24 protein-coding genes are annotated in these 26,551 nt (G+C 60.1%); 12 read left to right on the top strand and 12 right to left on the bottom strand.

Annotated features, from left to right (window positions below; translation table 11 throughout):
* Positions 1 to 82 precede the first annotated feature (82 nt).
* The 3 genes from fecA to ACP3TY_RS20775 all read right to left on the bottom strand — a co-directional run bounded on the left by fecA (position 83) and on the right by ACP3TY_RS20775 (position 4,013).
* Positions 83 to 2,416, bottom strand: a complete 2,334-nt coding sequence (fecA, locus tag ACP3TY_RS20785; protein WP_426618386.1) for a TonB-dependent Fe(3+) dicitrate receptor FecA — start codon at positions 2,414 to 2,416, stop codon at positions 83 to 85.
* Positions 2,417 to 2,595: 179 nt separating this feature from the next.
* Positions 2,596 to 3,528 (bottom strand): DUF4880 domain-containing protein, encoded by a 933-nt coding sequence (locus tag ACP3TY_RS20780; protein ID WP_426618385.1) that lies wholly within the window; start codon positions 3,526 to 3,528, stop codon positions 2,596 to 2,598.
* Positions 3,525 to 4,013, bottom strand: a complete 489-nt coding sequence (locus ACP3TY_RS20775; protein ID WP_426618384.1) for a sigma-70 family RNA polymerase sigma factor — start codon at positions 4,011 to 4,013, stop codon at positions 3,525 to 3,527. The genes ACP3TY_RS20780 and ACP3TY_RS20775 overlap by 4 nt, the downstream gene beginning before the upstream one ends.
* Before the next feature lie 186 nt (positions 4,014 to 4,199).
* Here ACP3TY_RS20775 and ACP3TY_RS20770 point away from each other — a divergent pair, with 186 nt between their 5' ends.
* The 6 genes from ACP3TY_RS20770 to ACP3TY_RS20745 all read left to right on the top strand — a co-directional run bounded on the left by ACP3TY_RS20770 (position 4,200) and on the right by ACP3TY_RS20745 (position 10,595).
* Entirely contained in the window at positions 4,200 to 4,505 is a 306-nt protein-coding gene (locus ACP3TY_RS20770) for a DUF3649 domain-containing protein (protein WP_053117249.1), read from the top strand.
* On the top strand, positions 4,502 to 6,088 hold the full coding sequence (locus tag ACP3TY_RS20765) for a PepSY-associated TM helix domain-containing protein (protein ID WP_426618383.1): 1,587 nt from the start codon (positions 4,502 to 4,504) through the stop codon (positions 6,086 to 6,088). Before ACP3TY_RS20770 ends, ACP3TY_RS20765 begins: the two co-directional genes overlap by 4 nt.
* A complete protein-coding gene (locus ACP3TY_RS20760) occupies positions 6,088 to 6,414 on the top strand; it encodes a DUF3325 domain-containing protein (protein WP_426618382.1) in 327 nt (108 codons plus the stop codon). Before ACP3TY_RS20765 ends, ACP3TY_RS20760 begins: the two co-directional genes overlap by 1 nt.
* A 1-nt stretch (position 6,415) precedes the next feature.
* Positions 6,416 to 6,982, top strand: coding sequence for an RNA polymerase sigma factor (locus ACP3TY_RS20755; protein ID WP_053117255.1), 567 nt, complete (start codon positions 6,416 to 6,418; stop codon positions 6,980 to 6,982).
* Positions 6,979 to 7,968, top strand: a complete 990-nt coding sequence (locus tag ACP3TY_RS20750; RefSeq protein ID WP_426618381.1) for a FecR family protein — start codon at positions 6,979 to 6,981, stop codon at positions 7,966 to 7,968. The genes ACP3TY_RS20755 and ACP3TY_RS20750 overlap by 4 nt, the downstream gene beginning before the upstream one ends.
* A 197-nt stretch (positions 7,969 to 8,165) precedes the next feature.
* A complete protein-coding gene (locus ACP3TY_RS20745) occupies positions 8,166 to 10,595 on the top strand; it encodes a TonB-dependent siderophore receptor (protein ID WP_426618380.1) in 2,430 nt (809 codons plus the stop codon).
* Positions 10,596 to 10,810: 215 nt separating this feature from the next.
* Here ACP3TY_RS20745 and ACP3TY_RS20740 read toward each other — a convergent pair whose 3' ends face one another.
* Entirely contained in the window at positions 10,811 to 11,686 is an 876-nt protein-coding gene (locus ACP3TY_RS20740) for a helix-turn-helix domain-containing protein (protein WP_282358642.1), read from the bottom strand.
* 139 nt (positions 11,687 to 11,825) lie between these two features.
* Here ACP3TY_RS20740 and ACP3TY_RS20735 point away from each other — a divergent pair, with 139 nt between their 5' ends.
* The gene (locus ACP3TY_RS20735) at positions 11,826 to 12,728 is read left to right on the top strand and encodes a DMT family transporter (protein WP_159812200.1); all 903 of its coding nucleotides are present in this window, start codon (positions 11,826 to 11,828) and stop codon (positions 12,726 to 12,728) included.
* A 19-nt stretch (positions 12,729 to 12,747) separates the two neighbouring features.
* On the opposite strand, the gene ACP3TY_RS20730 is transcribed toward ACP3TY_RS20735, so the two are convergent.
* From ACP3TY_RS20730 to ACP3TY_RS20715, 4 genes are all read right to left on the bottom strand, one after another.
* The gene (locus ACP3TY_RS20730; protein WP_053117265.1) at positions 12,748 to 13,254 is read right to left on the bottom strand and encodes a DUF2165 domain-containing protein; all 507 of its coding nucleotides are present in this window, start codon (positions 13,252 to 13,254) and stop codon (positions 12,748 to 12,750) included.
* Between the two features lie 146 nt (positions 13,255 to 13,400).
* Complete coding sequence (locus ACP3TY_RS20725) at positions 13,401 to 14,375, bottom strand: 2-hydroxyacid dehydrogenase (RefSeq protein ID WP_212544032.1); 975 nt, start codon at positions 14,373 to 14,375, stop codon at positions 13,401 to 13,403.
* Between the two features lie 710 nt (positions 14,376 to 15,085).
* Positions 15,086 to 15,460 (bottom strand): DUF6124 family protein, encoded by a 375-nt coding sequence (locus ACP3TY_RS20720; protein ID WP_158829045.1) that lies wholly within the window; start codon positions 15,458 to 15,460, stop codon positions 15,086 to 15,088.
* 380 nt (positions 15,461 to 15,840) lie between these two features.
* Complete coding sequence (locus ACP3TY_RS20715) at positions 15,841 to 16,809, bottom strand: LysR family transcriptional regulator (protein WP_008088899.1); 969 nt, start codon at positions 16,807 to 16,809, stop codon at positions 15,841 to 15,843.
* Between the two features lie 279 nt (positions 16,810 to 17,088).
* Here ACP3TY_RS20715 and ACP3TY_RS20710 point away from each other — a divergent pair, with 279 nt between their 5' ends.
* From ACP3TY_RS20710 to ACP3TY_RS20695, 4 genes are all read left to right on the top strand, one after another.
* Positions 17,089 to 18,588 carry an efflux transporter outer membrane subunit gene (locus ACP3TY_RS20710; protein ID WP_426618379.1) on the top strand — a complete coding sequence of 500 codons (1,500 nt, stop codon included), beginning with the start codon at positions 17,089 to 17,091 and terminating at the stop codon, positions 18,586 to 18,588.
* A 238-nt stretch (positions 18,589 to 18,826) separates the two neighbouring features.
* Positions 18,827 to 21,019, top strand: a complete 2,193-nt coding sequence (locus ACP3TY_RS20705) for an FUSC family protein (protein WP_426618378.1) — start codon at positions 18,827 to 18,829, stop codon at positions 21,017 to 21,019.
* Entirely contained in the window at positions 21,009 to 21,209 is a 201-nt protein-coding gene (locus ACP3TY_RS20700) for a DUF1656 domain-containing protein (protein WP_007914106.1), read from the top strand. Before ACP3TY_RS20705 ends, ACP3TY_RS20700 begins: the two co-directional genes overlap by 11 nt.
* A gap of 10 nt (positions 21,210 to 21,219) precedes the next feature.
* Positions 21,220 to 22,086 (top strand): efflux RND transporter periplasmic adaptor subunit, encoded by an 867-nt coding sequence (locus ACP3TY_RS20695; protein WP_426618377.1) that lies wholly within the window; start codon positions 21,220 to 21,222, stop codon positions 22,084 to 22,086.
* 129 nt (positions 22,087 to 22,215) lie between these two features.
* Here the strand turns inward: ACP3TY_RS20695 and ACP3TY_RS20690 are convergent, their stop codons facing one another.
* Complete coding sequence (locus tag ACP3TY_RS20690; protein WP_426618376.1) at positions 22,216 to 22,614, bottom strand: DUF4440 domain-containing protein; 399 nt, start codon at positions 22,612 to 22,614, stop codon at positions 22,216 to 22,218.
* A complete protein-coding gene (locus ACP3TY_RS20685; RefSeq protein ID WP_426618375.1) occupies positions 22,611 to 23,981 on the bottom strand; it encodes an MFS transporter in 1,371 nt (456 codons plus the stop codon). The genes ACP3TY_RS20690 and ACP3TY_RS20685 overlap by 4 nt, the downstream gene beginning before the upstream one ends.
* Before the next feature lie 109 nt (positions 23,982 to 24,090).
* Between ACP3TY_RS20685 and ACP3TY_RS20680 the strand changes: the two genes are divergently transcribed.
* Positions 24,091 to 24,972 carry a LysR substrate-binding domain-containing protein gene (locus ACP3TY_RS20680; RefSeq protein WP_426620507.1) on the top strand — a complete coding sequence of 294 codons (882 nt, stop codon included), beginning with the start codon at positions 24,091 to 24,093 and terminating at the stop codon, positions 24,970 to 24,972.
* A gap of 115 nt (positions 24,973 to 25,087) precedes the next feature.
* Here ACP3TY_RS20680 and ACP3TY_RS20675 read toward each other — a convergent pair whose 3' ends face one another.
* Both ACP3TY_RS20675 and ACP3TY_RS20670 read right to left on the bottom strand, forming a co-directional pair.
* Positions 25,088 to 25,912: an SDR family oxidoreductase gene (locus ACP3TY_RS20675; protein ID WP_426618374.1), complete on the bottom strand. Its 825-nt coding sequence runs from the start codon at positions 25,910 to 25,912 to the stop codon at positions 25,088 to 25,090.
* A 36-nt stretch (positions 25,913 to 25,948) separates the two neighbouring features.
* Positions 25,949 to 26,413, bottom strand: a complete 465-nt coding sequence (locus ACP3TY_RS20670; RefSeq protein ID WP_053117285.1) for a hypothetical protein — start codon at positions 26,411 to 26,413, stop codon at positions 25,949 to 25,951.
* Positions 26,414 to 26,551 lie beyond the last annotated feature (138 nt).

The raw sequence follows: 26,551 nt of genomic DNA, 5'->3' as shown, positions 1-26,551 counted from the left end.
CATGTCGGCGCAATACGCCAAAACAACGCGGTCAGTCCCCTCTCCCTCCGGGAGAGGGTTAGGGTGAGGGGCTCTTCAATCCTCAGAACGCTACCGAAGTCTGCACATAAACCGTCCGCGGTTCCCCCACATACTTGCCTTTGTTGTTGTCATCAAACGAGCGCGTGAAGTACTGCGTGTTAAAAATGTTCTTCACCCCAACAGCCACATTCAGATCCGACAACTGCGGCCCAAAGTCATACCCCGCGCGGCTGCTGAACAGCATGTACCCTGGGATCTTGCCCGTACTGCCGTCAGCACTTTCCTTCGAAGTGTTGGCATTATCGGCGAACTGGTCACTCTGGAAACTGCTGTCCAGATTCAACTTCCACGCCCCTTCGGTGTAACCCATACCAATCGTGCCCTTGTGCTTTGACGAGAACGGCACCCGATTACCTTTGTTCGGCCCGTCTTCACGAATAGTCGCGTCAACGAAAGCGTAAGTCGCGTAAACATCGAAACCCGCCAGCGCCGGGCTCAAGTCATCCAGCGCGTAGTTGACGCTGGTCTCGATGCCCTGATGACGAGTTTCACCCCGGGCGATCACCGAATCATTGGTCTGATTACTCTCATACTGGTTATCGAAGTTGATCAAGAACGCACCAATCTCCGCGCGCAACGCGCCATTGTCATAGCGAGTACCAAGCTCCCAGGTGCGGGCCTTTTCCGGTTTCACTTCACCGCTGCTCACGCGGTTGGGCATCTGGCTGTACTGCACGCTGCCGAATGAGCCTTCGGTGTTGGCATACAGATTCCAACTGTCGGTCAGGTGATACAGCACGTTCAACGCCGGCAGCGCGGTGTTGTAGTCGCCTTCATATTTGACGTTGGTCAGGTTGTTGGTTTGTTGCGAGTCGATCATCTCGTAGCGCACGCCCGGGGTGATCGTCCATTTGCCGATGTCGATGCGGTCGTCGACGAAGAACGCATTGGCTTCGGTGCCGCCACGGGTATCGCGGTCGTTGCGGCTGTTGGTAGTCGGGTATTCGTTGCTGGCGATCGGCGTGCGATAGCGCAGTTCGTGGCCGGCCTCGTTGATGTAGCGGTAGCCGATGCCGACTTCATGGCTGGTCGGGCCGAGGTCGAAGCCTTGGGCGAAGCGAGTTTCCAGGCCGCGTACCCAATACTCGCGCGGCGACAGCGAAAGGAAGCTGCCCTGATCCAGATAACCGCTGCGCAGGGTTTTGGTGAAGAAAGTATTGGCGGTGAATTCGCGGCGATCTTCCTGATAGCGATAGCCGAAGTTGAACATGGTGCGACGGCCCCAGAACTGGTCTTTCGGGCGCGTCGACTGATACGGATCGGCATCGTAATCGGCAACATTCAGACCGCCGGGCATGTCAGCCTTGCCTTCGTAATACTGCGCCATGGCGTTGAAGCTGTTGGCCTCGTCGAGCTGATATTTGCCCTTGAGGATCAGGTCGTCGATTTCGCTGTCGCTGTGTTCGCGCCAGTCGCCGCCGCGCGTGCCGGAGTAGAGCAATGCGCCGCCGAGACCGTTGGCGTTGGTGCCGCCAGCCACCAGGTTGGCGCTGGTTTTGAAGCCATCGTGGCTCGAGGAAGGGCTGGTTTCAGTCTGGAAACCGCCCTTGACCGTTGGCTCGTCAGGAATCGCGCGGGTGACGAAGTTGACCACGCCGCCGACGTTCTGCGGGCCGTAACGCACCGCGCCGCCGCCGCGCACCACGTCCACCGCATCCATGTTGCCCATGCTGATCGGCGCGAACGAAAGCTGCGGTTGGCCGTAAGGGGCGAACGGCACGGGAATGCCGTCCATCAACACGGTCGAGCGTGCGGCCAGACGCGGATTCAAACCACGGATGCCGAAGTTCAGCGCCATGTCGTGGCTGCCGGTGCCGTTGTTTTCCGGGGCGTTGACGCCGGGGATGCGGTTGAGCACATCACGCGCCTGAGTCGCGCCCTGGCGTTCGAACTCTTCGCGGCGGATCACATCGCGCGCGCCGGGGTGTTCGAAGACGTTGATCTGCGCGGCATCGCCGAGCCAGTCGCCGACGACTTTCGAGGTGTCCAGCTCCAGCGCGGCATCGGTGATCGGTTGCAGGCTGAACGCGTTGTTACCTTCGGCGCGTGCTTGCAGACCGGTGCCTTCGAGCAAAGCGTTCAAACCTTGCTCGGGCGTGTAACTGCCTTCCAGACCACGGTTTTGTACGCCGCTGGTGATTTGTGAACCGAAAGAAATCAGCACACCCGCTTCACGGCCAAACTGGTTGAGGGCGTTTTCCAGTGACGCTGGCGCGATGTGATAAGCCTTGGCGTCGGCCGCCATTGCGGCGGGCAGGGCGCTGAAGCTCAGGCTGGCGCCGAGGACGAGATTGCGCAGGCTGCGGGCCAGTGGCGTGAGGCGGGTGGGGTGCATGGCGGATGATCCTGAGAAGGTTGAATCAAGGGGGCTTTCCTTCTCTGTCACCCCAGATCTGAAAAACGGCTCATTTATTTTTCAAGGATCAAAAGATCGCAGCCTGCGGCAGCTCCTACATTTGCAATGCATATCTCCTGTAGGAGCTGCCGAAGGCTGCGATCCTTTGATCTTGCTCCTTACACCCGCGCCTCAACGGTCACCCAATACCGGGTAAAGCGCTTCACCTTCACCGGCAAACTGATTTCCAGCAGATCAAGAATCCGCTCACTATCGTCCAGCGGATACGTCCCGGAGATCAACAAATCAGCAACCTTCCTGTCGCAATTAAGCTGCCCGCGACGATAGCGACCGAGCTCATCGAGAAAATCCCCCAGACGCATATGCGCCGCCACCAACATGCCATCGACCCAGGCGCCACTGTTGGCATCCAGCGCTTTCGCGTCACCAACAATCGTCGAGGTAAAACTGAGTTGCCGAGCCACCGGCAGCAGCATCGGCGCACGCCCATCGGCGCTTAGTTCGACCCGCCCTTCAAACAAAGCCACCTGCGTGCGATCGGCCAATTGCCGCACATTAAGACGCGCGCCCTGGGTTTGCAGAACACCCTGCGCCGTGCGCACTTCAAACGCGTGCGACGCGGTCAGGAGCATTTCTCCCTCAAGCAAACGAATCAGACGCTGATCAATCCGCACGTCAGCTGCACTCGCCGTGTTGAGGTGCAATTGATCGCCCGCACCCAGCGCCACCTTGCGCCGTTGACCGATCGGACTGCGGTAATCGGCAAGCAACGACGGCAGCGGATTGTGCTCACGCATTCCCCAGGTCGCAGCCGAACCAGCGCCAAGAATCAGCAACAACTTCAGCGCCTGACGCCGACTGCCCGACTTCGGCCCGTTCAACGCCGCATGCGCCAGCGGTGAAGACACACTGCGCAACCGCTGATTGACCCGCTGAATGTGTTCCCACGCCCGCCGATGTTCGCTGTGCGCCTCCAGCCATTGCTGCATCGCCGTCTGCTGGCGCGGGCTCAGGGCGCCTTGCTGCATTTCCATCAGCCAGTGCACAGCCTGTTCGGCCACCTGCGAAGAAAAATCCGGAGCGCGATTCATAGGGCGAAGTAGCAGCGCATCGCCGCTTTGTTCAGATGACGTTTGACCGTGGCCACAGAAATGCCGAGTTCAGCGGCGATCTGTGGATAAGTCAGGCCATCGACCTGCGCCAGCAAAAACGCGCGTTTGACCTGGCGCGGCAAGCCGTCGAGCAACTCATCCAGCTCCATCAGGGTTTGCAGGATGATCGCTTTGTGTTCTTCCGACGGCGCGAGCATTTCCGGCATCTGCGCGAGGGTGTCGAGGTAGGCGCGCTCCAGATCCTGACGGCGGTAGTGATTGAACAACACGCGCTTGGCGAGGGTGGTGAGGAACGCGCGCGGCTCGATGATCACCGGCGGTTCGCGAGCGGTCAGCACTTTGATGAAGGTGTCCTGCGCCAGATCCGCCGCGCTGTCCGGGCAGCCGAGTTTGCGCCGCAGCCAGCCGGTCAGCCAGCTGTGGTGGGCCTGATAGAGCGATTCGACGGGATGGGCGGACGACAACGATGACTCCGGGCGTTTTGTTGACGCGGTAGAGAGGTGCGTTAGAGAACAAGAACTGTTCGCATTGTAGGGTGCGCTGGCGGTGTCCGGCAATCAGATGCTTTTGCGTATGAGAATATTTATCATTAATATTGCTCGACTGTTGTTCGGCTTGTCGGCCGGACGTTTTCGTTTCAGGGTCGAAACATGAAAGCCAAACTCGCCACACTTCCGATGTCCTATCGTCTGGCCGTTACCTCGCGGGTGCTGGCGGCGGTGTTTGGCGGCTATCTGGTCGCGGCGCTGGCCAGTGTCACCCTGACCATGTGGTTGCCGCTCAACCGCGCCGAAGCCGTGGTGACCGGCATGACCGTCTCGTTTCTGGTCTATCTGGTGGCGGTGTTGTGGTGCTTTGCCTGCCGCACGGCGTGGTCGGCGTGGGTCGGTTTGCTGGTGCCGAGCGTGATTCTGGCGACCATCTCCGGCGCTGCTCGCGGGTTGGGCTTTGCATGAAAGAGGGTTTTCGCCAGGCCATGGCCTGGTTGCACACGTGGGTCGGGCTGGTGTTCGGCTGGTTGCTGTTCGCGATTTTTCTGACCGGCACGCTGGCCTATTTCAATGATGAAACCACGCACTGGATGCAGCCGGAAATTCCCTCGCGACCGTTGAATGCCGAGGCGAGCCTGGGCCTGGCGCAGGACTATCTGCAACAACATGCCGCCGGCGCCTCACGCTGGCTGATCGACTTGCCCGACGCCCGTGATCCCGGCCTGACCGTGCGCTGGCAGCAGTCGCCGGGCAAACCCGGCGAGCGCGGCCGCTTCGAATCGAAAACCCTCGACGCGCAAACCGGCAGCGAAGTGCAGGGCCGCGAAAGCATGGGCGGCGAGTTCTTCTACCGCTTCCACTTTCAGCTGCAAATGCCCTATCCGTGGGGGCGCTGGCTGGCGACAATCGCCGCGATGGTGATGTTCGTTGCGCTGATCACCGGGATCATCACCCACAAAAAAATCTTCAAAGACTTCTTCACCTTCCGTCCGCGCAAAGGCCAGCGTTCCTGGCTCGACGGGCATAACGCGGTCGGCGTGCTGGTGCTGCCGTTTCACCTGATGATCACCTACAGCAGCCTGGTGATTTTCATGTCGATGGTCATGCCGGCGAGCATTTTGGCGTCGTACGGCAGCGACGTGAACAAGTTTTACGATGAAGTATTCCCTGGCTCCAATACCCCGGAGCGCGCCAACATTGCGCAGGCGCTGGCGCCCATGGCACCGCTGTTGGCCAAGGCCAGCGAGCAATGGTCGGGCGGCCACACGGCGCGACTGTCGGTGAACAATCCGGGCGACGCCAATGCGACGGTGGTGCTGTCGCGTGCCGGCGACGGCGTGGTGCACGATTTCGGCCGTGCGGTGACGTTCAACGGGGTCAGCGGACAGATGCTCGGCAGCACACCGAATCAGCCGATGGCCATGGCGGTCGGCGGCGCTTTCTATGGTTTGCACATGGGCCACTTCGCCGGGCCGGTGTTGCGTTGGCTGTACTTTATTTGCGGGCTGGCCGGCACCGCGATGATCGGCACCGGGCTGGTGATCTGGCTCGGTAAGCGTCAACTCAAACACGCGAAGAGCGGTGTGATGCCGTTCGAACTGCGGCTGGTTGAAGTGCTGAACATCGCCAGCATGGCCGGGTTGGTGACGGCGATCGCGGTGTTTTTCCTGGCCAATCGTCTGCTGCCGACAGGTCTGGCCGGACGTGCGGATTGGGAAGTGAATGCGTTCTTTATCGCCTGGGGTTTGAGCGTGGTTCACGCGCTGTTCCGACCGGGGCGCAAGGCCTGGGTCGAGCAGCTTTTATTGGGCGCCGTGTTGTTTATGACGGTGCCGTTAATCAATGCGCTGACTACGCCGTGGAATCTCGCGGTGACCCTGACGCAGGGCGATTGGACGCTCGCCGGTTTTGATCTGACCTGCCTTGCCACCGGCCTGTTTCTGGCGTGGGCCGCATGGAAAATGCAACGCGCCGCCAGCACTGTCAGCGTGAAAAATCCTCGTCGCGAAAAGGCCCGGGCGATCACCCTTGAGCAGGGAGCGAACTGATGCTGTTGGCGCTGCTGCTGTGTTACGCAGGGTTCACCGCGTTGTGTCTGTCGATGCCGCGACATCACGATGAATTGCTCGGCCACAAACCTTCGGCCGCACGTCGTCAGGCGCTGAAAATCGCTGGCTGGTTGTTGCTGTGTTTATCGCTGTGGGCGGCGGTGAGGGTCAATGGCTGGAGCTTTGGCCTGGTCGACTGGTTCGCCGTGCTGATGCTCAGTGCGCTGACGCTGGTGTTGCTGCTGCCCTATCGCCCGCGGCTGGCGTTGGTGCTGGCCGGGCTGAGTCTGCTGGCCAGTCCGGTGGCTGCATGGGCGCAGTGCTGACGTGCTGATCGGTCTCCCTCCGGAATCCCGCGACGACGAACCGCGTGGGGCGCGTGCGCATTTTCTCCAGGTGTTTCTGTCCCAGCGTTCGCAGATGGAAGCGCTGGTGAATCGGCGCGTCGGCTGCCGGGCGACAGCGGCGGATCTGGTGCAGGATCTGTTTTTGCGTTTCTGGCGGCGGCCGCTGGTGCAAGTCGAAGAGCTCAGCACTTATCTTTTACGTTGCGCCGGCAACATCGCCATCGACCATTTGCGCAGCGAAGGTACGCGCTCGCGAGTCAACGAAGGCTGGCAACCGGATGAGCCGCACAGCCACGGCAGCGAGCCGCAAGCAGCGCTCGAAGCGGGCAATGATCTGCGTCATGTCGAAGCGGCGTTGCGTGCATTGCCCGAGCGCACCCGACAGATCTTTTTGCTCAATCGCATCCACGGTCGCAAGTACGCGGACATCGCCAAAGCCATGGGCCTGTCCCAAAGTGCCGTGGAAAAACATATGATGCGCGCCCTCGAGGCCTGTAAGGCCAGCCTGCGCGAACCCGCGCCACGTCTGCCAGGGAAAGCACCGTGAAGCCAACCGATTACGTCACCCCGACACCGGCTCAGGAGCGGGCTGCATTCGCCTGGCTGAGCCTGTTGCATGATCGGCCAAGTGCGGGCGATCAACTCACCTTCAGCCAATGGCTGCGTGCCGATCCGGCGCACGCCGAGGCTTATGCGCAGGCGCAAGTGGTCTGGGAGCTGAGCGAAGGCCCGGCGCGAACATTGGCCGATGAAGACGCTTTGGCGCTGCAGGATTATCTCGATGCGATGGATCGACCGCGTCGTCCGCAGCTGTTGCGGTGGTCGGGTGCGCTGGCGATTGCCGCGTGTCTGTTGTTGATGATCAGCCTCGGCACCGGGTGGCAGCCGCAGCGCTGGATTGATGATCTGGGGGCGGATTACGTTTCAGCACCGGGGGAAATTCGCACGGTGACGTTGGCCGATCAATCGCAAGTTACCCTCGATGCTGACAGTGCGATTGCAGTGGATTTCAGCCGGGGTGAGCGGCATGTGCAGTTGCGCCGTGGCGCTGGATTTTTCACGGTTACGCACACTGGTGAGCCGTTTGTGGTCGAGGCCGAACAAGGTTCGGCGCGGGTGCTTGGGACGCAATTCGAGGTGCGACTGCAAGCGCATGGCGCGCAGGTGACGGTGTTGTCCGGGCGTGTCGGGGTGACGGCGGATCGTGATGGCGAACAGCAGATTCTCACGGCCGGGCAGCAAGTCGCTTACGGAGCGGGATCGGCGGAAAAACTGCATGCCGTGGACAGCGAGGCGCAACTGGCCTGGCGGCAGGGTTGGCTGACGTATTACAAGTCGACGCTGGGGGACGTGGTGGAGGATTTGCGCCGGTATTATCCGGGGCGGATTGTGCTGCTCAATGATGAGTTGGCGGCGCGCAAGGTCAGTGGCAGTTTTCCGAGCAAGGATCCGCAGGCGGTGTTGAATTCTTTGCAGGGGGTGTTGGGGTTTGAGCAGCATCAGGTGTTGGGGCATCTGATTATTTTGCGTTGAGGCAAAGTCAAAAGATCGCAGCCTTCGGCAGCTCCTACATTGAAATGCGATCCCCTGTAGGAGCTGCCGAAGGCTGCGATCTTTTGATCTAAAAAAATATTTTCAAATTGTGATGAGGTAAACCCAGGCCCCATCCGTGTAGTGACTGAAACTGCGAGTCATTCGCATCCGTTGCGGTTCTACACAGGTCATGAGTCATGAAGTCCAGGGCAAAATCGGGTTCGGTCAAACAGTGGTTAGGCGTGTCGGCGTTGAGCTTTTCGGCATTGGCGCTGTTGCCGATGAGCGTGGCGCGCGCCGCTGAAACCGTCAGCAGCCAGCCGCAAAAGCAGTTCACGTTCAGCCTGGCCGCCAAACCGCTGCCGCAAGCCTTGAGCGATTTCAGCCGGCTCACCGGGCAGAGCGTGGTCTACACCGACGAAGCGCCGTACGGCCTCACCGCCCCGGCGGTCAACGGCCAGATGAGCGCGGAACAGGCCCTGCAAAAGTTGCTCACAGGTTCCGGTCTGAGTTTCCGCCGCACCGACAGCCACACCCTGGCACTTGAGCCGCAACCCACCGAGGGCGCGTTGAACCTCGGCGCCACCACCATCACTTCGATGCGCGACGATTCGTTGAGTTATCAGCCGCCGGAAACCAGTTCGGTGATGCGCTCTTCGGCCTCGCTGCAAGAAGTCCCGCAGACCGTCAACGTCATCCCGGCGCAGGTCATCCGCGATCAGGCACCGCGCAATCTCGACGACGCACTGGCCAACGTCAGCGGCATCACTCAGGGCAACACCTTGGGCAGCACGCAGGACTCGGTGATGACCCGCGGTTTTGGCGATAACCGCAACGGTTCGATCATGCGCGACGGCATGCCAATCGTGCAGGGCCGAGGCATGAACGCCACGGTCGATCGCGTTGAAGTGCTCAAAGGCCCGGCGTCGTTGCTCTACGGGATTCAAGATCCCGGCGGCGTGGTCAACATGGTCAGCAAGAAGCCTGAGCTGGCGCAGTACAACGCGCTGACCCTGAGCGGCTCGACCTACGGCGACGGCAAGAATGGCAGCGGCGGCACTTTCGACAGCACCGGTGCGCTGGGCGATTCCGGGCTGGCCTATCGCATGGTGCTCGATCACGAAGACGAAGATTACTGGCGCAATTTCGGCACGCTCCGCCAAACCCTGATCGCACCGTCGCTGGCCTGGTTCGGCGAAAGCACCAAGCTGTTGTTCGCCTACGAGCATCGCGAATTTCTCACGCCGTTCGACCGTGGCACGCTGATTGATCCGCGCACCAATCATCCACTGGATATCTCGCGCAACGAGCGTCTCGACGAGCCATTCAACAACATGGAAGGGCGTTCGGATCTCTATCACTTCGAAGCCGACCACGAACTCAACGACGACTGGAAAGCCCATTTCGGCTACAGCTGGAACCGCGAAACCTACAACGCCAGCCAAGTACGCGTCACCGCCATCGACAGCAAAAAAGGCACGCTGACCCGCAGCATGGACGGCACACAAAACGCGATTAGCACCGACCGTTTCACCACCGCCAGCCTCGAGGGCAAAGTCAATGTGCTGGGCATGCAGCATGACCTGGTGTTCGGCGTCGATGACGAGTACCGCAAGATCTACCGCGCCGACCTGATCCGTCAGAAAAGCCTGAGCACCTTCAGCTACGTCAATCCGGTGTATGGCCGTGAAGTCGAAGGCACCACGGTCAGTGCCGCCGACAGTGCGCAGACCGATGAACTGCGCAGCGATTCGATCTTTATGCAGGACTCTATTCACCTCACCGATCAATGGATTCTGGTCGCCGGCGGGCGCTTTCAGGCGTACGACCAGTACGCCGGCAAAGGCGTGCCGTTCAAGGCCAACACCGACAGTAACGGGCAGAAATGGGTGCCGCGCGCGGGGCTGGTGTATCGCTACACCGACGCTTTGTCGTTCTACGGCAGCTACACCGAATCGTTCAAACCCAACTCGACCATCGCCCCGCTGAGCGGCAGCAGCACCGTGCTCGACGGCAGTATCGCGCCGGAAGAAGCCAAGTCGTGGGAACTGGGCGCGCGCCTCGATCTGCCAGGACAAGTCACCGGCAACATTGCATTGTTCGACATCAAGAAACGCAACGTGCTGGTGGCCAATGCTGAAGGCCCAACGACGATTTACAGCGCCGCCGGCGAAGTGCGGTCGCGCGGTCTGGAACTGGATTTGAGCGGTCAGTTGAGCGAGCGCTGGAGCATGATCGGCAGCTACGCCTACACCGATGCCGAAGTCACGGAAGACCCGGACTACAAAGGCAAGCGCCTGCAAAACGTGGCGAAGAATAGCGGCTCATTGTCGGCGGTGTATGACTTCGGCAGCGTGATCGGTGGCGATCAATTGCGCGTCGGCGCCGGGGCGCGGTATGTCGGTGAGCGGGCGGGTAACGCGGTGAATGATTTTGATCTGCCGAGCTATACCGTGGCGGACGCGTTTGCCACTTACGACACCCAGGTTGAAGGGCAGAAGGTCAAGTTTCAGCTGAATGTGAAGAACCTGTTTGATCGCACTTATTACACGTCGGCGGCGAGCCGGTTCTTCGTGTCGATGGGGGATTCGCGGCAGGTTTCGTTGTCCAGCACGTTGGAGTTTTAAGTCAAAATCAAAAGCCCCTCACCCTAACCCTCTCCCGGAGGGAGAGGGACTGATTGGGGAATATTGGAGAACTTCGCCGACGTGATCGATCTTTACCGAATCCACAATCGACTCGGTTATACAGGTCGATGTACAACGCCGGACACCTCGGTCGGCTCCCTCTCCCTCTGGGCGGTCCGACGTTTCGGGAGGGCTGGGGTGAGGGGAACCAGGCCTCAACGCAAAAACGCCTGCCGATACTCCCCCGGCGTCCCGCCCAACACCTGCTTGAATCGATTGGTAAAGTGGCTCGCACTGGCAAACCCGCAAGCCAAAGCAATCTCCCCCAACGGCAACGCCGTACCGCGCAACAACTCCCGCGCCCGATCCAGGCGTCGCGCCAGCACGTACTGATGCGGCGGCAAGCCAAAGCTCATCCGAAACATCCGCGCAAAATGATATTCAGACAATGCACATAATCCGGCCAACTGCCCAAGGCTGATCGGCTCGGCCAACTGGCTGTCGATGAACTCCACCAATTGCCGACGCTGATGCGGCGCCAACCCACCCTTCAAACGCAAACCCTGACGCGCGCCGACTTGGCTGAGCAAGGTGTGGCTGATCAATTCGTGAGCAATGCTGCTGGTCAGCAAGCGCTCGGCAGGCTCGTCCCAGTTCAACGTCAGCAGTTGCCGAAAGCGCTGTGCCTGTTGCGGATCTTCAAGAAAAGTCTGCTCGCGCAATTGCATCTCACGCGGCTCACGATCAAGCAGCGTGACGCAACCGAGGGCGAATTGTTCAGCGCTGAAATACAGGTGCGCCAAACGAATATCACCGTTGATCACCCAGCCCGATTCGTGATCGGCCGGCAGGATGCACAGCTTGTCCGGCCCGCCTTTTTGCCCCGGCTGGCCGCGACGGAAAGTGCCGGTGCCGCCAGCGATGTAGCAGGACAGCGTGTGGTGGCTCGGCGCTTCGTATTCCTGCGCGTCGTGGTGGTTGGTCCACAAAGCTGCAGACAAGCCGTCACCGAGCTCGGCGCTGTGCACAAGGCGTGCGTTCGGCGAGCGGTTGAGGGCTTGAAAGACTTGCAGGTTATCGATTGCGGCCATGATCGGTTTTCTCCAACGCCTTGCATCCTACTCCGTAGGCTTCGCGCTGCCAGCCCACTGCCGGACAAAAGCGCAAGAATCTGCAAGCGCCGAAGGCAAGCCTCGGCAGACACTCAAGGCCTATTGAGGAGTAAGCGCCATGAACCTGTCGTTGTATTTGCTGACCGTGCTGATCTGGGGCACCACCTGGATTGCCTTGAAATGGCAGTTGGGGGTGGTGGCGATTCCGGTGTCGATTGTTTATCGATTTGGCCTCGCGGCGCTGGTGCTGTTTGTGTTGTTGCTGCTCAGCCGTCGGTTGCAACCGATGAACCGTCGCGGTCATTTGATTTGTGTGGCGCAGGGCTTGTGCCTGTTTTGTGTGAACTTCATGTGTTTTCTGACGGCAAGCCAGTGGATCCCCAGCGGTCTGGTGGCGGTGGTGTTTTCCACCGCAACTTTGTGGAATGCGTTGAATGCGCGGGTGTTCTTTGGGCAACGCATCGCGCGCAATGTATTGATGGGCGGGGCGCTGGGGCTGTTCGGTTTGGGCATGTTGTTCTGGCCCGAACTGGCCGGTCATCAGGCCAGTCCGCAAACCTTGCTTGGACTCGGTTTGGCGTTGTGCGGCACCTTGTGTTTTTCGGCGGGCAACATGCTGTCGAGCCTGCAGCAGAAGGCGGGCCTCAAGCCGCTGACCACCAATGCCTGGGGCATGGCGTATGGCGCGGCGATGCTGTCGGTGTGGTGCCTGGTCAAAGGCATTCCGTTCGACATGGACTGGTCGCCGCGTTACGTCGGCGCGCTGCTGTACTTGGTCATCCCAGGCTCGGTGATCGGCTTTACCGCTTACCTGACGCTGGTCGGCCGCATGGGCCCGGAGCGCGCGGCGTATTGCACGGTGCTGTTCCCGGTGGTCGCGCTTAACGTTTCGGCGTTTGCCGAAGGTTACCAGTGGACGGCGCCGGCGCTGGTCGGGCTGGTGTTGGTGATGTTGGGTAACGTGTTGGTGTTTCGTAAACCGAAAACAGTATTGGTTCCGCCGCACGGTAAGTTAGCTTGATATGAAAGAGCGCTGTTGATCAGCGCTCGACTTTCAAGGTGATGTAAATCATTACCGGGAAGATGAAGTCAACAATGTGCCGAGCCCAGTCTTTGGCGTTCCATTCTGTTGAAGTGTCCATGTCGAACCATTCCACGCCGACGGTTTGCAGGCACACGTAATAGATAAAGATGGCAACCAGAATGCCCATGATCGAAAACTTCTTGGCTTCATGGAATTCTTCCGCCGAGTCATTCACTTTTCGATACAGGTGATAGGTACCCATCAGGCATAGCACGGTATAGGTGACTTCCAACGTAATGATGAGCCAGAAGATCCGGTGGTGCAGGTAAGGCGAATCGATCGACCGATACTTGATGTTTTCGTTGGCGGTAGTGTCCATGCTCAGAATGTGAGCAACGTATTCGTAGTTTGAGTTGTAGTCGAAAAAGTTATGAATGATCACCAGTACGCCAAAAAAACTGATGTAGGCCATCAAGATGACTTTGCTGTAGCGGATAAGTTTTTCGGTGCTCAGGTTGTTCACGGTCTTCGCTCTCCATTGCGTCTTATCGTTCATTCGATAATGCCGAGAGCTTATAACGCGGAAGTGTGAATAGGGCTGTTGTTGAATTTCAAGTTGTGTAGTCAAGTTGTGGCGGGCAAGTGCAAGTGTTGCACTTGCCCGTTTTTTTATCCGCGCCAGACTTGTGGGTTGACCAGATCCTGCGGGCGTTCGCCGAGCAGGGCGCTGCGCAGGTTGGCGAGGGCACGGTTGGCCATGGCTTCGCGGGTTTCGTTGGTTGCGGAGCCAATGTGCGGCAGGGTCACGGCGTTTTTCAGCTGGAACAGTGGCGATTCGGCCAGCGGTTCTTTTTCGTAGACGTCCAGACCGGCGCCGCGAATGCGGTTGTTTTGCAGGGCTTCGATCAGCGCGGGTTCGTCGACGACCGGGCCACGGGAGATGTTGACGAGGATGGCGCTTGGTTTCATCAGGGCCAGTTCGCGGTGGCTGATGAGGTGGCGGGTTTTGTCGCTGAGTGGCACGACCAGGCAGACGAAGTCGGCTTCGGCCAGCAGTTGGTCGAGGCTGCGAAATTGGGCGCCGAGTTGTTCTTCGAGTTCGGTCTTGCGGCTGTTGCCGCTGTAGATGATCGGCATGTTGAAGCCGAGGTGGCCACGGCGGGCGATGGCGGCGCCGATGTTGCCCATGCCGACGATGCCGAGGGTTTTGCCGTGTACGTCGCTGCCGAACAGCGGGGCGCCGACGCTGGCTTGCCATTGGCCGGCCTTGGTCCAGGCGTCGAGTTCGGCGACGCGGCGGGCGCTGCTCATGATCAGGGCGAAGGCGAGGTCCGCAGTGCTTTCGGTGAGGACGTCGGGGGTGTTGGTGAGCATGATGCCGCGTTGGTTGAAGTAGTCGAGGTCGTAGTTGTCGTAGCCGACGGAGACGCTGGAGACGACTTCGAGTTTGGTCGCGGTTTCGAGTTGGGCCTGGCCGAGTTTGCGGCCGACGCCGATGAGACCGTGGGCGTGGGGCAGGGCTTCGTTGAATTGGGCGTTGATGTCGCCGGTTTTTGGGTTGGGGACGATGACGTCGAACTCTTGTTGCAGGCGTTCGATCATTGGCGGGGTGATGCGGCTGAAGGCCAGGACAGTTTTTTTCATTGCTGAGGGCTCGACGGGCTTGATTGCAAGCAAGCTAACATTTTCTCGCTTTGATTGTCTCGGGGGGCTTGGCGGCCTTTGGGCCGACCATGTTCTTGGGGGTTTGGGTGTATATCCGTTTTTTTGGTGATGGCGGATTGAGGTTTCGCCCTTACGGCGAGTCACCTTTTCCAAACGCCGAAAAGGTAACCGAAAAGGCTTTGCTCCTGCGTTCGGCCCGCTCGCTGGGGCTCGGGGTTCCTTCGCTGCGGGATTGATCCGGGGGCAGCGCCTACGGTTTGCTTCGCTGCACCTCCTCTCGCTGTGTTTGGCTGCGCCAAACGGTCGCTGCGCTCCCACCCCCGGATCAATCCCTCCACTCAGCCTTCCGACGTCGCTCGTGGATCAAGATCAAAAGCTTTGTCGAGCTTGCGCTCATCCTGTGTAGGAGCTGCCGCAGGCTGCGATCTTTTGATCTTGCTTGTGCTTTTCGTAGGAGCAGAGCTTGCTCGCGATGGCGGCCTGACAGCCGACCAATTCCTGCCAGATGTACTCAATCCAGCTGTAGGAGCGAGCCTGCTCGCGATGACGTTCTGCTGGGTAGGCATTTTCTAACTGTATGCACACAATCCAACTGTGGGAGTGAGCCTGCTCGCGATAGCGGTGTGTCAGACGCCGTAAATATTGAGTGTGCTGACGTCTTCGCGAGCAGGCTCGCTCCCACAGGGGAATCAGTTGTGTGTTGGGGTTTGGGCTATTTCGTGGTTATCCAGCGCCCGGTTTACCGCCAGTTCGGCGAGCATGATGATTTGCTGGATCGCCAGAATCGTTCTTCGCTGCGGGAGTTCGATGTAGGCGGCGATGTCGCTGGTCATAAGGCTGGCTTGTGCCAGTGATTCGCAGGCGTGAACCAGCAGGCTTTCGTTGTCCTGATTGGGGGCGACCTGGAACATGGTGCTGGGTTTGTGGAAGCGCAGGGTGAGTGCGTTGGGTTTGAGGTAGTGGTCGAGGGCGCGTTCGGCGGCTTCGTGGAATCTTTTTGAGCCGGGGAATTCGTAGGGGGTGGTGTCGTCGAGCTCGGGGGGATTCGGTGTTGGTTTGATCATGGTGAAGCTCCATTCGGGAAGTGGAGTTCGCCAAGCACTGCGACCAAGCAATAGGGTGGCGAACCGTACGCGGGTTGGTCGACCAGGGAATGGAAACCCGGCAGAGCCGAAGCTCTCCCACGCACGGCTCGCCATTAAGCAAGCTTGAAAAGTGCGCCATTCTAAACCCGAGCGACCAAGCCCGGTCGCTGATTCGTCAGCGACACCCAAATCCTATCCACCTCACTTCCGACGGACAACCGACGCGTCCTGTCGGAAACATCCGCGAAATCCCCGTTCTGTAGGAGCTGCCGTAGGCTGCGATCTTTTGATTTTTAAACAAGAAGATCAAAAGATCGCAGCCTGCGGCAGCTCCTACAGGGGCGTGGGGTGTTTAAAGGTCAGTTGGCGACTCGGGCGCCGGCGAGGGTGCCGCTGAGTTCGTAGGCGGCCAGTTCGGCTTGGTGTGCGGCGAGGATTTCTGGCAACGACCCGCGCAGGTATTCGACCCACGTTTTGATCTTCGCATCCAGGTACTGCCGCGAAGGGTAGATCGCATACAGGTTCAATTCCTGCGAGCGGTAGTTCGGCATCACCCGCACCAGCGTGCCGTTGCGCAAGCCTTCAATCGCCGCATACACCGGCAGCACACCCAGGCCCATGCCGCTGATGATCGCGGTTTTCATCGCGTCGGCGGAGTTCACCAGAAACGGTGAGCTGTTGATGGTGACCACTTCCTGGCCTTCCGGGCCGTCGAACGCCCATTTTTCCAAAGGGATCACCGGGCTGACCAGGCGCAGGCAAGCGTGGTTGAGCAGGTCGCTGGGTTTTTGCGCGGCGCCGTTGGCTTTCACGTAGGCCGGCGAGGCGCAGACGATGCTGTAGGTGATGCCCAGTCGCTGCGAAACAAAACCGGAATCGGGCAGTTCGCTGGCGAGCACGATGGACACGTCGTAGCCCTCGTCGAGCAAGTCCGGCACGCGGTTGGCCAGGGTCAGGTCGAAGGTCACGTCCGGGTGGGTTTTGCGGTAGCGGGCGATGGCATCGATGACGAAGTGCTGGCCGATGCCGGTCATGGTGTGCACTTTCAACTGCCCCGCCGGGCGCGCGTGGGCGTCGCTGGCTTCGGCTTCGGCCTCTTCGACGTAGGCGAGGATCTGTTCGCAGCGCAGCAGGTAGCGTTTGCCCGCTTCGGTGAGGGCGATGCGCCGGGTGGTGCGGTTGAGCAAGCGGGTTTGCAGGTGGGCTTCCAGGTTGGAGACCGCGCGCGAGACGTTGGCGGTGGTGGTGTCGAGTTGCACGGCGGCGGCGGTGAAGCTGCCGGCTTCGGCGACGCAACTGAAGGCGCGCATGTTTTGCAAAGTGTCCATGGGGTGCTCTCAAGGGAGATGGCAAATTGTGACACGAAGTTTCAGGGGCGAGACCCCCGACCAAGGGATTATCTCGTTAACCGTAACAAAGATTCACAGAAATCCCAGCTTATCGCCGCACAGGGCCTTCCATAGAATTGCGCCGATCCCTGTAGGAGCTGCCGAAGGCTGCGATCTTTTGATTTTGTTTTAAGGGAATCAAGGTCAAAAGATCGCAGCCTGCGGCAGCTCCTACAGAGAACACGCCCCGCCTTATCCTCTTCTCAGGAATTCGCAGCTGTGCCGCGTCGCATCAACAGAGCGCTTTTGCCGCTCAGTGTTCTGGCTTTTACCCTGGGTCTCAGCGGCTGTATCTCAACTGACGGAATTGCCCCACAGGGCAAGGCGTTGGAAGCCAATTCACTGGCTACCGACGACGCCATCGCCCACGCTGCCCGTGACGCCAACTGGCCCACCGCACAATGGTGGCAAGCCTACGGCGACCCGCAACTCAATCGCTGGATCGACCTCGCCGTGCAAGGCAGCCCGAGCATGGCCATAGCCGCTGCGCGAGTGCGTCAGGCGAAAGCCATGGCCGGTGTCGCCGAGGCGGCTGAGTCGTTGCAGATCAATGGCGAGTCGACGTTAAAACGCCACAACTGGCCGACCGATCAGTTCTACGGCCCCGGCGATCTGGCCAACACCACGACCTGGGATAACAACGCTGCGCTGGGTTTCAGCTACGCCCTCGACCTCTGGGGCCGCGAAAGCAATAGCAGCGAGCGCGCGGTGGATCTGGCGCACATGAGCGCGGCCGAAGCGCGACTGGCGCAGCTGGAATTGCAGAACAACATCGTCCGCGCCTACATCGAACTGTCGCTGCATTACGCCCAGCGCGACATCGTCGCGGCGACGCTCAAGCAGCAACAACAGATTCTCGATCTGGCGCAGAAGCGTTTGAACGGCGGGATCGGCACGCATTTCGAAGTCAGTCAGGCCGAAACACCGTTGCCGGAAACCCATCGGCAAATCGATGCGCTGGATGAAGAGATCGCCCTCAGTCGCAATCAACTTGCCGCGCTGGCGGGTAAAGGGCCGGGGGAGGGGGCGCAGTTGCAGCGCCCGACTTTGTCCCTTGGCGCTGAGTTGAAACTGCCGTCAGCATTGCCCGCCGAATTGCTCGGTCAGCGGCCGGATGTGGTCGCCAGTCGCTGGCAAGTGGCGGCGCAGGCGCGTGGAATCGATGTGGCGCATGCCGGGTTTTATCCCAACGTCGATTTGGTCGGCAGCCTCGGTTATATGGCCACCGGCGGTGGCGCGCTGGAGTTTTTGACCGGCAAAAAACTCAACTACAACGTCGGCCCGGCGATCTCGCTGCCGATCTTTGACGGTGGGCGTTTGCGTTCGGAACTGGGTGAAGCCTCCGCCGGTTACGACATCGCCGTGGCGCATTACAACCAGACGCTGGTGAATGCGCTGAAGAACATTTCCGACCAGTTGATCCGCCGCGAATCGATGGACAAGCAGCAAGGTTTTGCCGCCGAGTCGGTGGCGACCGCGCAGAAAACCTACGACATCGCGATGATCGCTTATCAGCGTGGGCTCACCGATTACCTCAACGTACTCAATGCGCAGACGTTGCTGTTCAAGCAACAGCAAGTGCAGCAGCAGGTGCAGGCGGCGCGGTTGAGTGCGCATGCCGAGTTGGTGACTGCGTTGGGTGGTGGCCTCGGGGCCGGCAACGACGTACCGACGGCCGAGAAAACTCAGGCCCCGAAAACCCCGGCACTGCTGCGGTGAACCCAAAATCTCTGCTGGGAATTTCCTCCTTTGGAGTTGACCCCAAACCCTGTGGCGAGGGGATTTATCCCCGTTCGGCGGCGCAGCCGTCGCAAAGCCAGTGCATGCGGTGTGACTGTGGGAATCGGGTCGTAGGTTTTGGGGCCGCTTCGCAGCCCAACGGGGATAAATCCCCTCGCCACAGGGGCTGTGTACGCCGTAGCAAATTCTTCAATTCTCGATCATTGAGCAGGATTTAATGACTCCCTTGCCCGCACCGCTGCGCTGGCTCTACTCCCTGGAATGGCGCCGTGGATTTTTTGACTGGGCGCGCAGCGATGGCGTGACCTGGGTCTACATTTTCAAGGTGTTGCTCGCCGCGTTCCTCACGCTGTGGCTGGCCATGCGCCTGGAACTGCCGCAACCACGCACGGCGATGATCACCGTGTTCATCGTCATGCAGCCGCAGAGCGGCCAGGTGTTCGCCAAGAGTTTCTATCGCTTCCTCGGCACATTGGCCGGGTCGGCGATGATGGTCACGCTGATCGCCTTGTTCGCGCAAAACACTGAACTGTTTCTCGGCTCATTGGCGATCTGGGTCGGCATCTGTTCGGCCGGCGCCGCGCGTTGCCGCAACTTCCGCGCCTACGGTTTTGTCCTTGCCGGTTACACCGCCGCGATGGTCGGTTTGCCCGCGCTGGCTCACCCGGACGGCGCGTTCATGGCCGCCGTATGGCGAGTGCTGGAGATCTCGCTGGGCATCCTTTGCGCGACCGTGATCAGCGCCGCGATCCTGCCGCAAACCGCCAGCGCCGCCATGCGCAACGCCTTGTATCAGCGCTTCGGCGTGTTCGCATTGTTCGTGACCGATGGCCTGCGCGGGCGCAGCAAAGCCGAGTCTTTCGAAGCGAGCAACGTGCGCTTTATCGCCGAAGCCGTTGGCCTTGAAGGCTTGCGCAGCGTGACCGTGTTCGAAGACCCGCACATGCGTCGGCGTAACGGTCGACTGAGCCGTTTGAACAGCGAATTCATGGGCATTACCACACGCTTCAACGCCCTCCATCAATTGCTCGAACGCCTGCGCGTCAACGGCGAAGAACACGTGGTCGCGGCGATCAGACCGGGCCTGCAGGATCTCGCCGAAGTGCTCGACGGCTTCAGCGGCCGCGCCCTGACCAGTCCCGATGCCGCTCGTTTGGCAACTGCGCTGGCGACCTACAAAGAAGGCCTGCCGGCACGCGTGCGAACCCTGCGCGCGATCTTTCAGGACACCGATCCGAGCGAAGCCGAACAACTGGATTTCCACACCGCGTACGAACTGCTTTATCGCTTCGTCGACGACCTGCACAGTTATGCACAGACCCACGCGTCACTCGCCGATCACCGTCACGAACGCGAGCGCTGGGATGAACCGTTCACCCCGCAAACCAACTGGTGGGCCGCTGCGGCATCAGGCATACGCGCCTCGTTCATTCTGGTGGTGCTCGGCAGTTATTGGGTCGCCACTGCATGGCCAAGTGGCGCGACGATGACCCTGATCGCCGCCGCCACCGTGGGCCTTTCGGCTGCCACACCTAACCCGAAACGCATGGCTTTCCAGATGGCTTGCGGCACCTTCCTCGGTGCCCTGATCGGCTTCGTCGAGATGTTTTTCATCTTCCCGTGGATCGACGGTTTTCCATTGCTGTGCGTGATGCTCGCGCCAGTGATCGTGCTCGGCTCGTTCCTCACGTCGCGCCCGCAATACGCCGGTGTCGGCCTTGGTTTGCTGATCTTCTTCAGTACCGGTTCGGTGCCGGACAACCTGACGATCTACAACCCCTACACCTTCATCAACGACTACATCGCCATGGTCATGGGCATGTTGGTCTGCGCCGCTGCCGGGGCGATTATTCTGCCGCCGAACAGTCGCTGGCTGTGGAAACGTCTGGAGCAGGATCTGCGCGGCCAAGTGGTTTACGCAATCAGCGGCAAACTAAAAGGCCTGGCCTCGAGTTTCGAGAGCCGCACCCGCGATCTGCTGCATCAGGCCTACGGTCTCGCGGCAGGTGAGCCGAAGGTGCAAAAGAATCTGCTGCGCTGGATGTTCGTGGTGCTCGAAATCGGCCACGCGATCATCGAGTTGCGCAAGGAACAGGCGATCCTGCCGGTGCACCCGGCCTATGCCGAATCGCAGCCGTGGCGCCAGGCAATCCGCGTGATGGGCCGCGCGTTGGTGCGGCTGTTTCTGCAACCCAACTCCAGCAATCTTGAACGCGCACTGATCGCTGTCGATCACGCGATCAGTCGAGTCGCCGCGACTGATGAGCCGTTTGCGCCGCATTTCGATACCTCCGCATTGCGCCGGGTGAAGAGCTATCTGCACTTCATCCGCACCTCCTTGCTCGACCCGCAATCACCGCTCGCTGCCTACGCCGTCGCCAAGCCCGAAGGACTTGCCCATGCCTCGTGAAATCGCCTTCCACGGCGTGTACATGCCGACCATGACCCTGATGTTTTTCATCGCTGCGGCACTGGCCTGGGCGGTGGATCGGTTCTTGTCCGGTTTCGATCTGTACCGTTTTTTTTGGCACCCGGCGCTGCTGCGTCTGAGTCTGTTTACCTGTCTGTTCGGCGCCATGGCGCTGACTGTCTACCGTTGAGAACGTCCCCATGAAAAAGTTTTTCAGCCTGCTCGCGACCCTGCTGGTGCTGGCCCTGGCGCTGTGGATCGGCCGCACGTTGTGGGAGCACTACATGAACACGCCGTGGACCCGCGACGGTCGCGTTCGCGCCGACATCATCAACGTCGCCGCCGACGTTACCGGCGAGGTGGTCGACGTGCCGGTGCGTGACAACCAACTGGTGAAGAAGGGCGATTTGCTCATGCAGATCGACCCCGAGCACTACCGCATCGCGGTCAAACAGGCGCAGTCGCTGGTCGCTTCGCGCAAGTCGACGTGGGAGATGCGCAAGGTCAACGCCCACCGCCGCGCCGATCTCGACAACCTGGTCATTTCCAAGGAAAACCGCGACGACGCCAGCAACATCGCCGACGCCGCGCTCGCCGATTACCAACACGCGCAGGCGCAACTGGAAGCCGCCGAACTCAACCTAAAACGCACCGAAGTGCGTGCGGCGGTCGACGGTTACGTGACCAACCTCAACGTGCATCGCGGTGATTACGCCCGTATCGGCGAAGCGAAAATGGCCGTGGTCGACATGAACTCGTTCTGGGTTTACGGCTTCTTCGAAGAGACCAAACTGCCGCACGTGAAAGTCGGCGACAAGGCCGATATGCAGTTGATGAGCGGCGAAGTACTCAAGGGCCACGTGGAAAGTATTTCGCGCGGCATCTACGACCGCGACAACCCGGAAAGCCGCGAGCTGATCGCCGATGTGAATCCGACGTTTAACTGGGTGCGGTTGGCGCAGCGAGTGCCGGTGCGGATTCACATTGATGAGGTGCCGGAGGGGGTTCTGTTGGCGGCGGGGATTACCTGTACGGTGGTGGTGAATCAGGAATCTGTTGATAACTGATAGATCCCGTCGTCTGCATCGCGAGCAGGCTCACTCCTACACTGGTTCTGTGTCACACCGAAGATCCCCTGTAGGAGTGAGCCTGCTCGCGATAAGAGCTACCCGGTATTTCAGACCAATACCGAATAATCACTCAGCGCAAAACGTCTCCTGCAAATGCCTCCAGACCACCCGCCCGACGGCGGTCTGTTCAAACACCACCGTCGAACGCCGATCCGTATGCAATCCGCTCGCATCCGTCTGCTGCTCGCGGTAACTCACCGTCGCACCGCGCTCGTGTAATGCAATCCCGCACAGCTCGCTGAGCTCGATTTTGAACCCGCGCTTCTTACCTTCAGCCATTCGAAACAATCCGCTCAACGCCTCGAAATTCAGCATCCGGCCCAGCGGCGAAATCATGGAGAACTCAGGCGAAAACCGCGCTAGCAGTCGCTCCAGTTCAGCGTCGTCTCCCTCCACGGCAAACCATCGTTCGATGGCTTCGTGTGCCTGAATCACTTCATCAAAATATTCGCTGTAGTCGGTCATATGGATTTTTCCTTCAGGGGATTAGGCGCCAGCAGGGCGAGCACGGTGGTTGAGTCGAAGCGCAGCACGCTGACCATCGGCAGCAACGTGAGCAGCGCGGCAGCGAGGAAGCAGTAGCGAAAACCCTCACCACCCAAAGCCCCCAACAAGGAGCTGAGCAACGCCGCGCCGAGGCAAAAACCAAGCTGACGATTGATATTCCACAGCGCACTGGAGTGGCCCATTTTTTCTGGCACGATGCCGACGAATGCCAAGGTCTGCGCAGTGACGCTGCACAGGCTGCCGCCCAGGCCCATCAGGGCGTACGCGATGATCAGCGGCGTGCTGGCGGGTTGTTCGATGCGCATCAGCAAGACGATACCGAGGCATTGCAAAAGCATGCCGGCGCTCAGCAACGGTTTGGGGCCGAGGCGGTTGAAGACGCGTTTGCCGAGCATGATCGCCACGCCCGAACCCACTGCCCATGGCAGCATCAACGCCCCGATTTGCGCTGCACCTAAGCCAAGGTTGTGCAGGTACAACACGGCTATCATGTGGGTGCCGGTGAACACGCCGGGCACGCACAGGTAGATCAGCATCGCCAGGCGCAGGGAGGGGTTTTTGATCAGTTGCAGGTCGAGAATGGCGTTGGGTTTACGCCAGCCGTCACGCAGATAAATGCACAGGGTCAGGACGCTGAGCACGAAGACAAAGAGACCGAGGATGCGGGTGTCTGTTTCGCTCAGCATGCTGACGGCGATCAACAACAAACTCAGCGCAGTCGCCGCCAATAGCAAGCCGCGCGCATCCAGCGTCGGGCGTTCACTCGAAGGCTGATCGGCTTTCAGCCAGAACAGTCCAAGGCCAATAGCGAGCAGCGCCACCGGCAAATTGAGGTAGAAAATCCATCGCCATGACAACGCCTGAACAATCAATCCGCCCGCCGCCGGCGACAGTGCCGGCACCATCAACGCCACCAACAAAACCACCCCGGTAAAGTGCGCACGCTGCGACGGCGGAAACTGTCGATACGCCAACGCCTGACCGACCGGCAGCAACAACCCGCCACCGAGCCCTTGCAGCAGGCGCCAGCCAATCAAGCTTTCGATCGATGCCGCTTGCGCCACCAGCGCCGAGCCAATCCCGAACAACAGCAGCGAGGCGAGAATCAGCCGTCGTTCGCCGATCCGTGCCGCCAGCCACACGCTCAGCGGAATGATCAGCGTCAGCCCAAGCATGTAGGCGTTGGTGATCCACGCCAGTTGCGTCACCGAGGCATGCAATTGTTGGGCGATGTCGGGGTAGGCAATGCTGGCGACGAACATGTTCAGCAAGTCGAGGGCGAAGCCCAACAAATACACCAGCGCGACTTTCGAGCGATAAGCCATGGCAGCTTCCCTGTGATGAGACGTGCAGGGTAGGGCGCTTCTGGTGATAGGAAAACGCTGGTTTGGCTGCTAGTTTGTCAAAATTATTTTGACAAGGAGCGCAATGAGCATGGTCAGTCTCGACCGTTTCGACACATTCAAAGCGGTGGTTGAGGCCGGTTCGTTGACCGCTGCCGCCGACACGCTGGGCCAGACGCGCGCGGTGGTGAGCTTCAACCTCAAGCGGCTGGAGGAAGAATTGGGCGTTACCTTGCTCACCCGTAATACCCGGCAACTGGCGCTGACCGACGCCGGCGAGCGTTTTTATCGACGCTGTCTGCGTACGTTGGACGAAGCACGATTGGCGATCGAGGAAGCCCGTTCGGAGCATTCACAGCTCAAGGGTACGTTGCGCATCACCACCACGGTGGAGTTTGCATTGGCCCAGGTGGTGCCGGCGCTGGAGGTGTTTCGTCAGCAGCAACCGCAGTTGAATATTCACCTGTCGACGTCTTCGACCCATGCCGATCTGATCTCCGAACGGTTCGACATGGCGATTCGTCTGGGGCGTATGCACGACTCCAATTTGCGTGCGGTGCAGTTGTCGACATTCGAGGTATTCGCGGTGGCCGCGCCGAGTCTGGTTGAGCGTTTTGCACCGGTTGCCACGCTGGCCGTATTGGAATCAATGCCGACATTGGGCCATGGACGGGTGCCGGAAATGACCGTGGTCGATCCCTTTGGCACCGAGCATTTTTACCAGCCAAAACCGGGCACCACGGCCATCGTCGCGGACAACTCGGCGACGTTGCGGGCGTTTGCGTTGACCGGGCAAGGCGTGGCGATTTTGCCGCAATGGTTGATTCAGGATGATCTGGACGCCGGACGCTTGCAGCGCTTGTTGGCGGATTACCGGTTTGCTCAGCAAGGGGTGTATGCGTTGTATCCGGATACCCGGCATTTGCCGCTGAAGGTGCGGGCGTTTATTGATTTCATGAAAGGGTGGGGCTGAGGAACTGCAGTGCCTGGTCTGGCCTCTTCGCGGGCAAGCCTTGCTCCTACATTGGGTTTGCGGCGCACACAAAACCGTAGGAGCAAGGCTTGCCCGCGAAGGCGTCAACCCGATCTCAAAGTTGCCCTCCCAACCCGAACCGCTTCATCAACACCGACTCCAGCAAGCCCTTCGGCAACAACGCCGCCAACAGCGGCAACGCCCGGCTGCCATTACCAATGCGGATCAAGCGCGGCGGGTTGCTCTGCCGCACGGCCTTGAGCAAATCAGCGGCAAACTCAGCAGCCGGCGTCGGCTTGTCCTGCGAAGCCTTGGCCCGCGCGCGAATGCCTTCACGCAACGGAAACCACGGCGATTGTTCATTGATCAACTGCTCGGCCTCATGCCCGGCATTCTTGGCGAAGCTCGACTGAATCGCCCCCGGCTGCACTTCCATCACACGAATGCCGAACGGCGCCAGTTCCATGCGCAAGGCATCGGTCAACGCGTGCACCGCCGCTTTCGAGGCGCAGTAAGCACCTGCAAACGGCGTGACCAAAACCCCTGACACGCTGCCGATATTCACCACCAGCCCCTTGCCCCGCCGCAGCACCGGAAACAACGCGCGGGTAACGCCGACTATGGAAAACACATTGGTTTCGAACTGCCGTTGCATCGCCGGCACACCGCCGTCGAGCAACGGCCCCATCGCGCCATAACCGGCGTTGTTGATCAGCACGTCGAGGCCGCCATGCTGCTGACTGATTCGCTCGCCGAGTTGCGCCAGCGCCGCGCCGTCGTTGACATCCAGTTGCACGGCGGTAAAACCGGCCGCACTCAATGCTGCGACATCGTCAGCCTTGCGCGCACTGGCCCAGACCTCATAGCCCGCGGTTTTAAATGCATCGGCAAGCGCGCGGCCGATGCCGCTGGAACAACCGGTAATCAACGCAACGGGCATGGCGCATTCCTTGTGCAAAAAAGTTGGGAAGGGGGATCAGTCGGAGAAACTACCCTGCAAATGCTCGGCGCGGAACTCCAGAGTTTGCGGGCGATAACCTGGACGCAGTGGCGGCAATGGCAAACAGTCTTCCCACGTCGAACCGGCCTGCAATTCGCCGGGGCCACGGTAGCGCGGCGCGGTGTATTGGTTGTCGGCCAGGTTGACCGTGTCGCCCGGCGCGTAGGCTGCAATGCGCCAGCGCAGCTCGGTCAGCGGCACACTGTTGCCGTTGTTCATCTTCAGTTGCAACGGGCGATCGGCGGGGCATTGCTCCGGCGCGTAGCTGATGCGCAACTCGAGGCGCGCCAGTTGCTTGATCTCGCGGTTGTCCAGCCACACCACCCACATCGCTACCAGACCGAGTCCGATAGCGGCTGCCACTGACACCGGCAAGGCTTTGGCCGGATAGCGCAGCAACAGGATCAGCCAGGTGATGACCAGCAAAATGCCGATGAACATGGGGGAGCGCTCCTTGAGTTCGTGAGCACCATCCTACCGAAGGGCCGGCGCAATGGATATTCGTAGAACAGTCGATTGCGCCGTTGGTCGGGACTGTAATTTCTGACAGTAGGCACGCGGCACTTTGCCTGCTGTGAT

The sequence above is a fragment of the Pseudomonas rustica genome, assembly GCF_049959085.1.
In the GTDB taxonomy this organism is placed as follows: domain Bacteria; phylum Pseudomonadota; class Gammaproteobacteria; order Pseudomonadales; family Pseudomonadaceae; genus Aquipseudomonas; species Aquipseudomonas rustica.
Note: the sequence above shows the minus strand (reverse complement) of the source record. Positions and strands in the feature narration are given on the sequence as shown.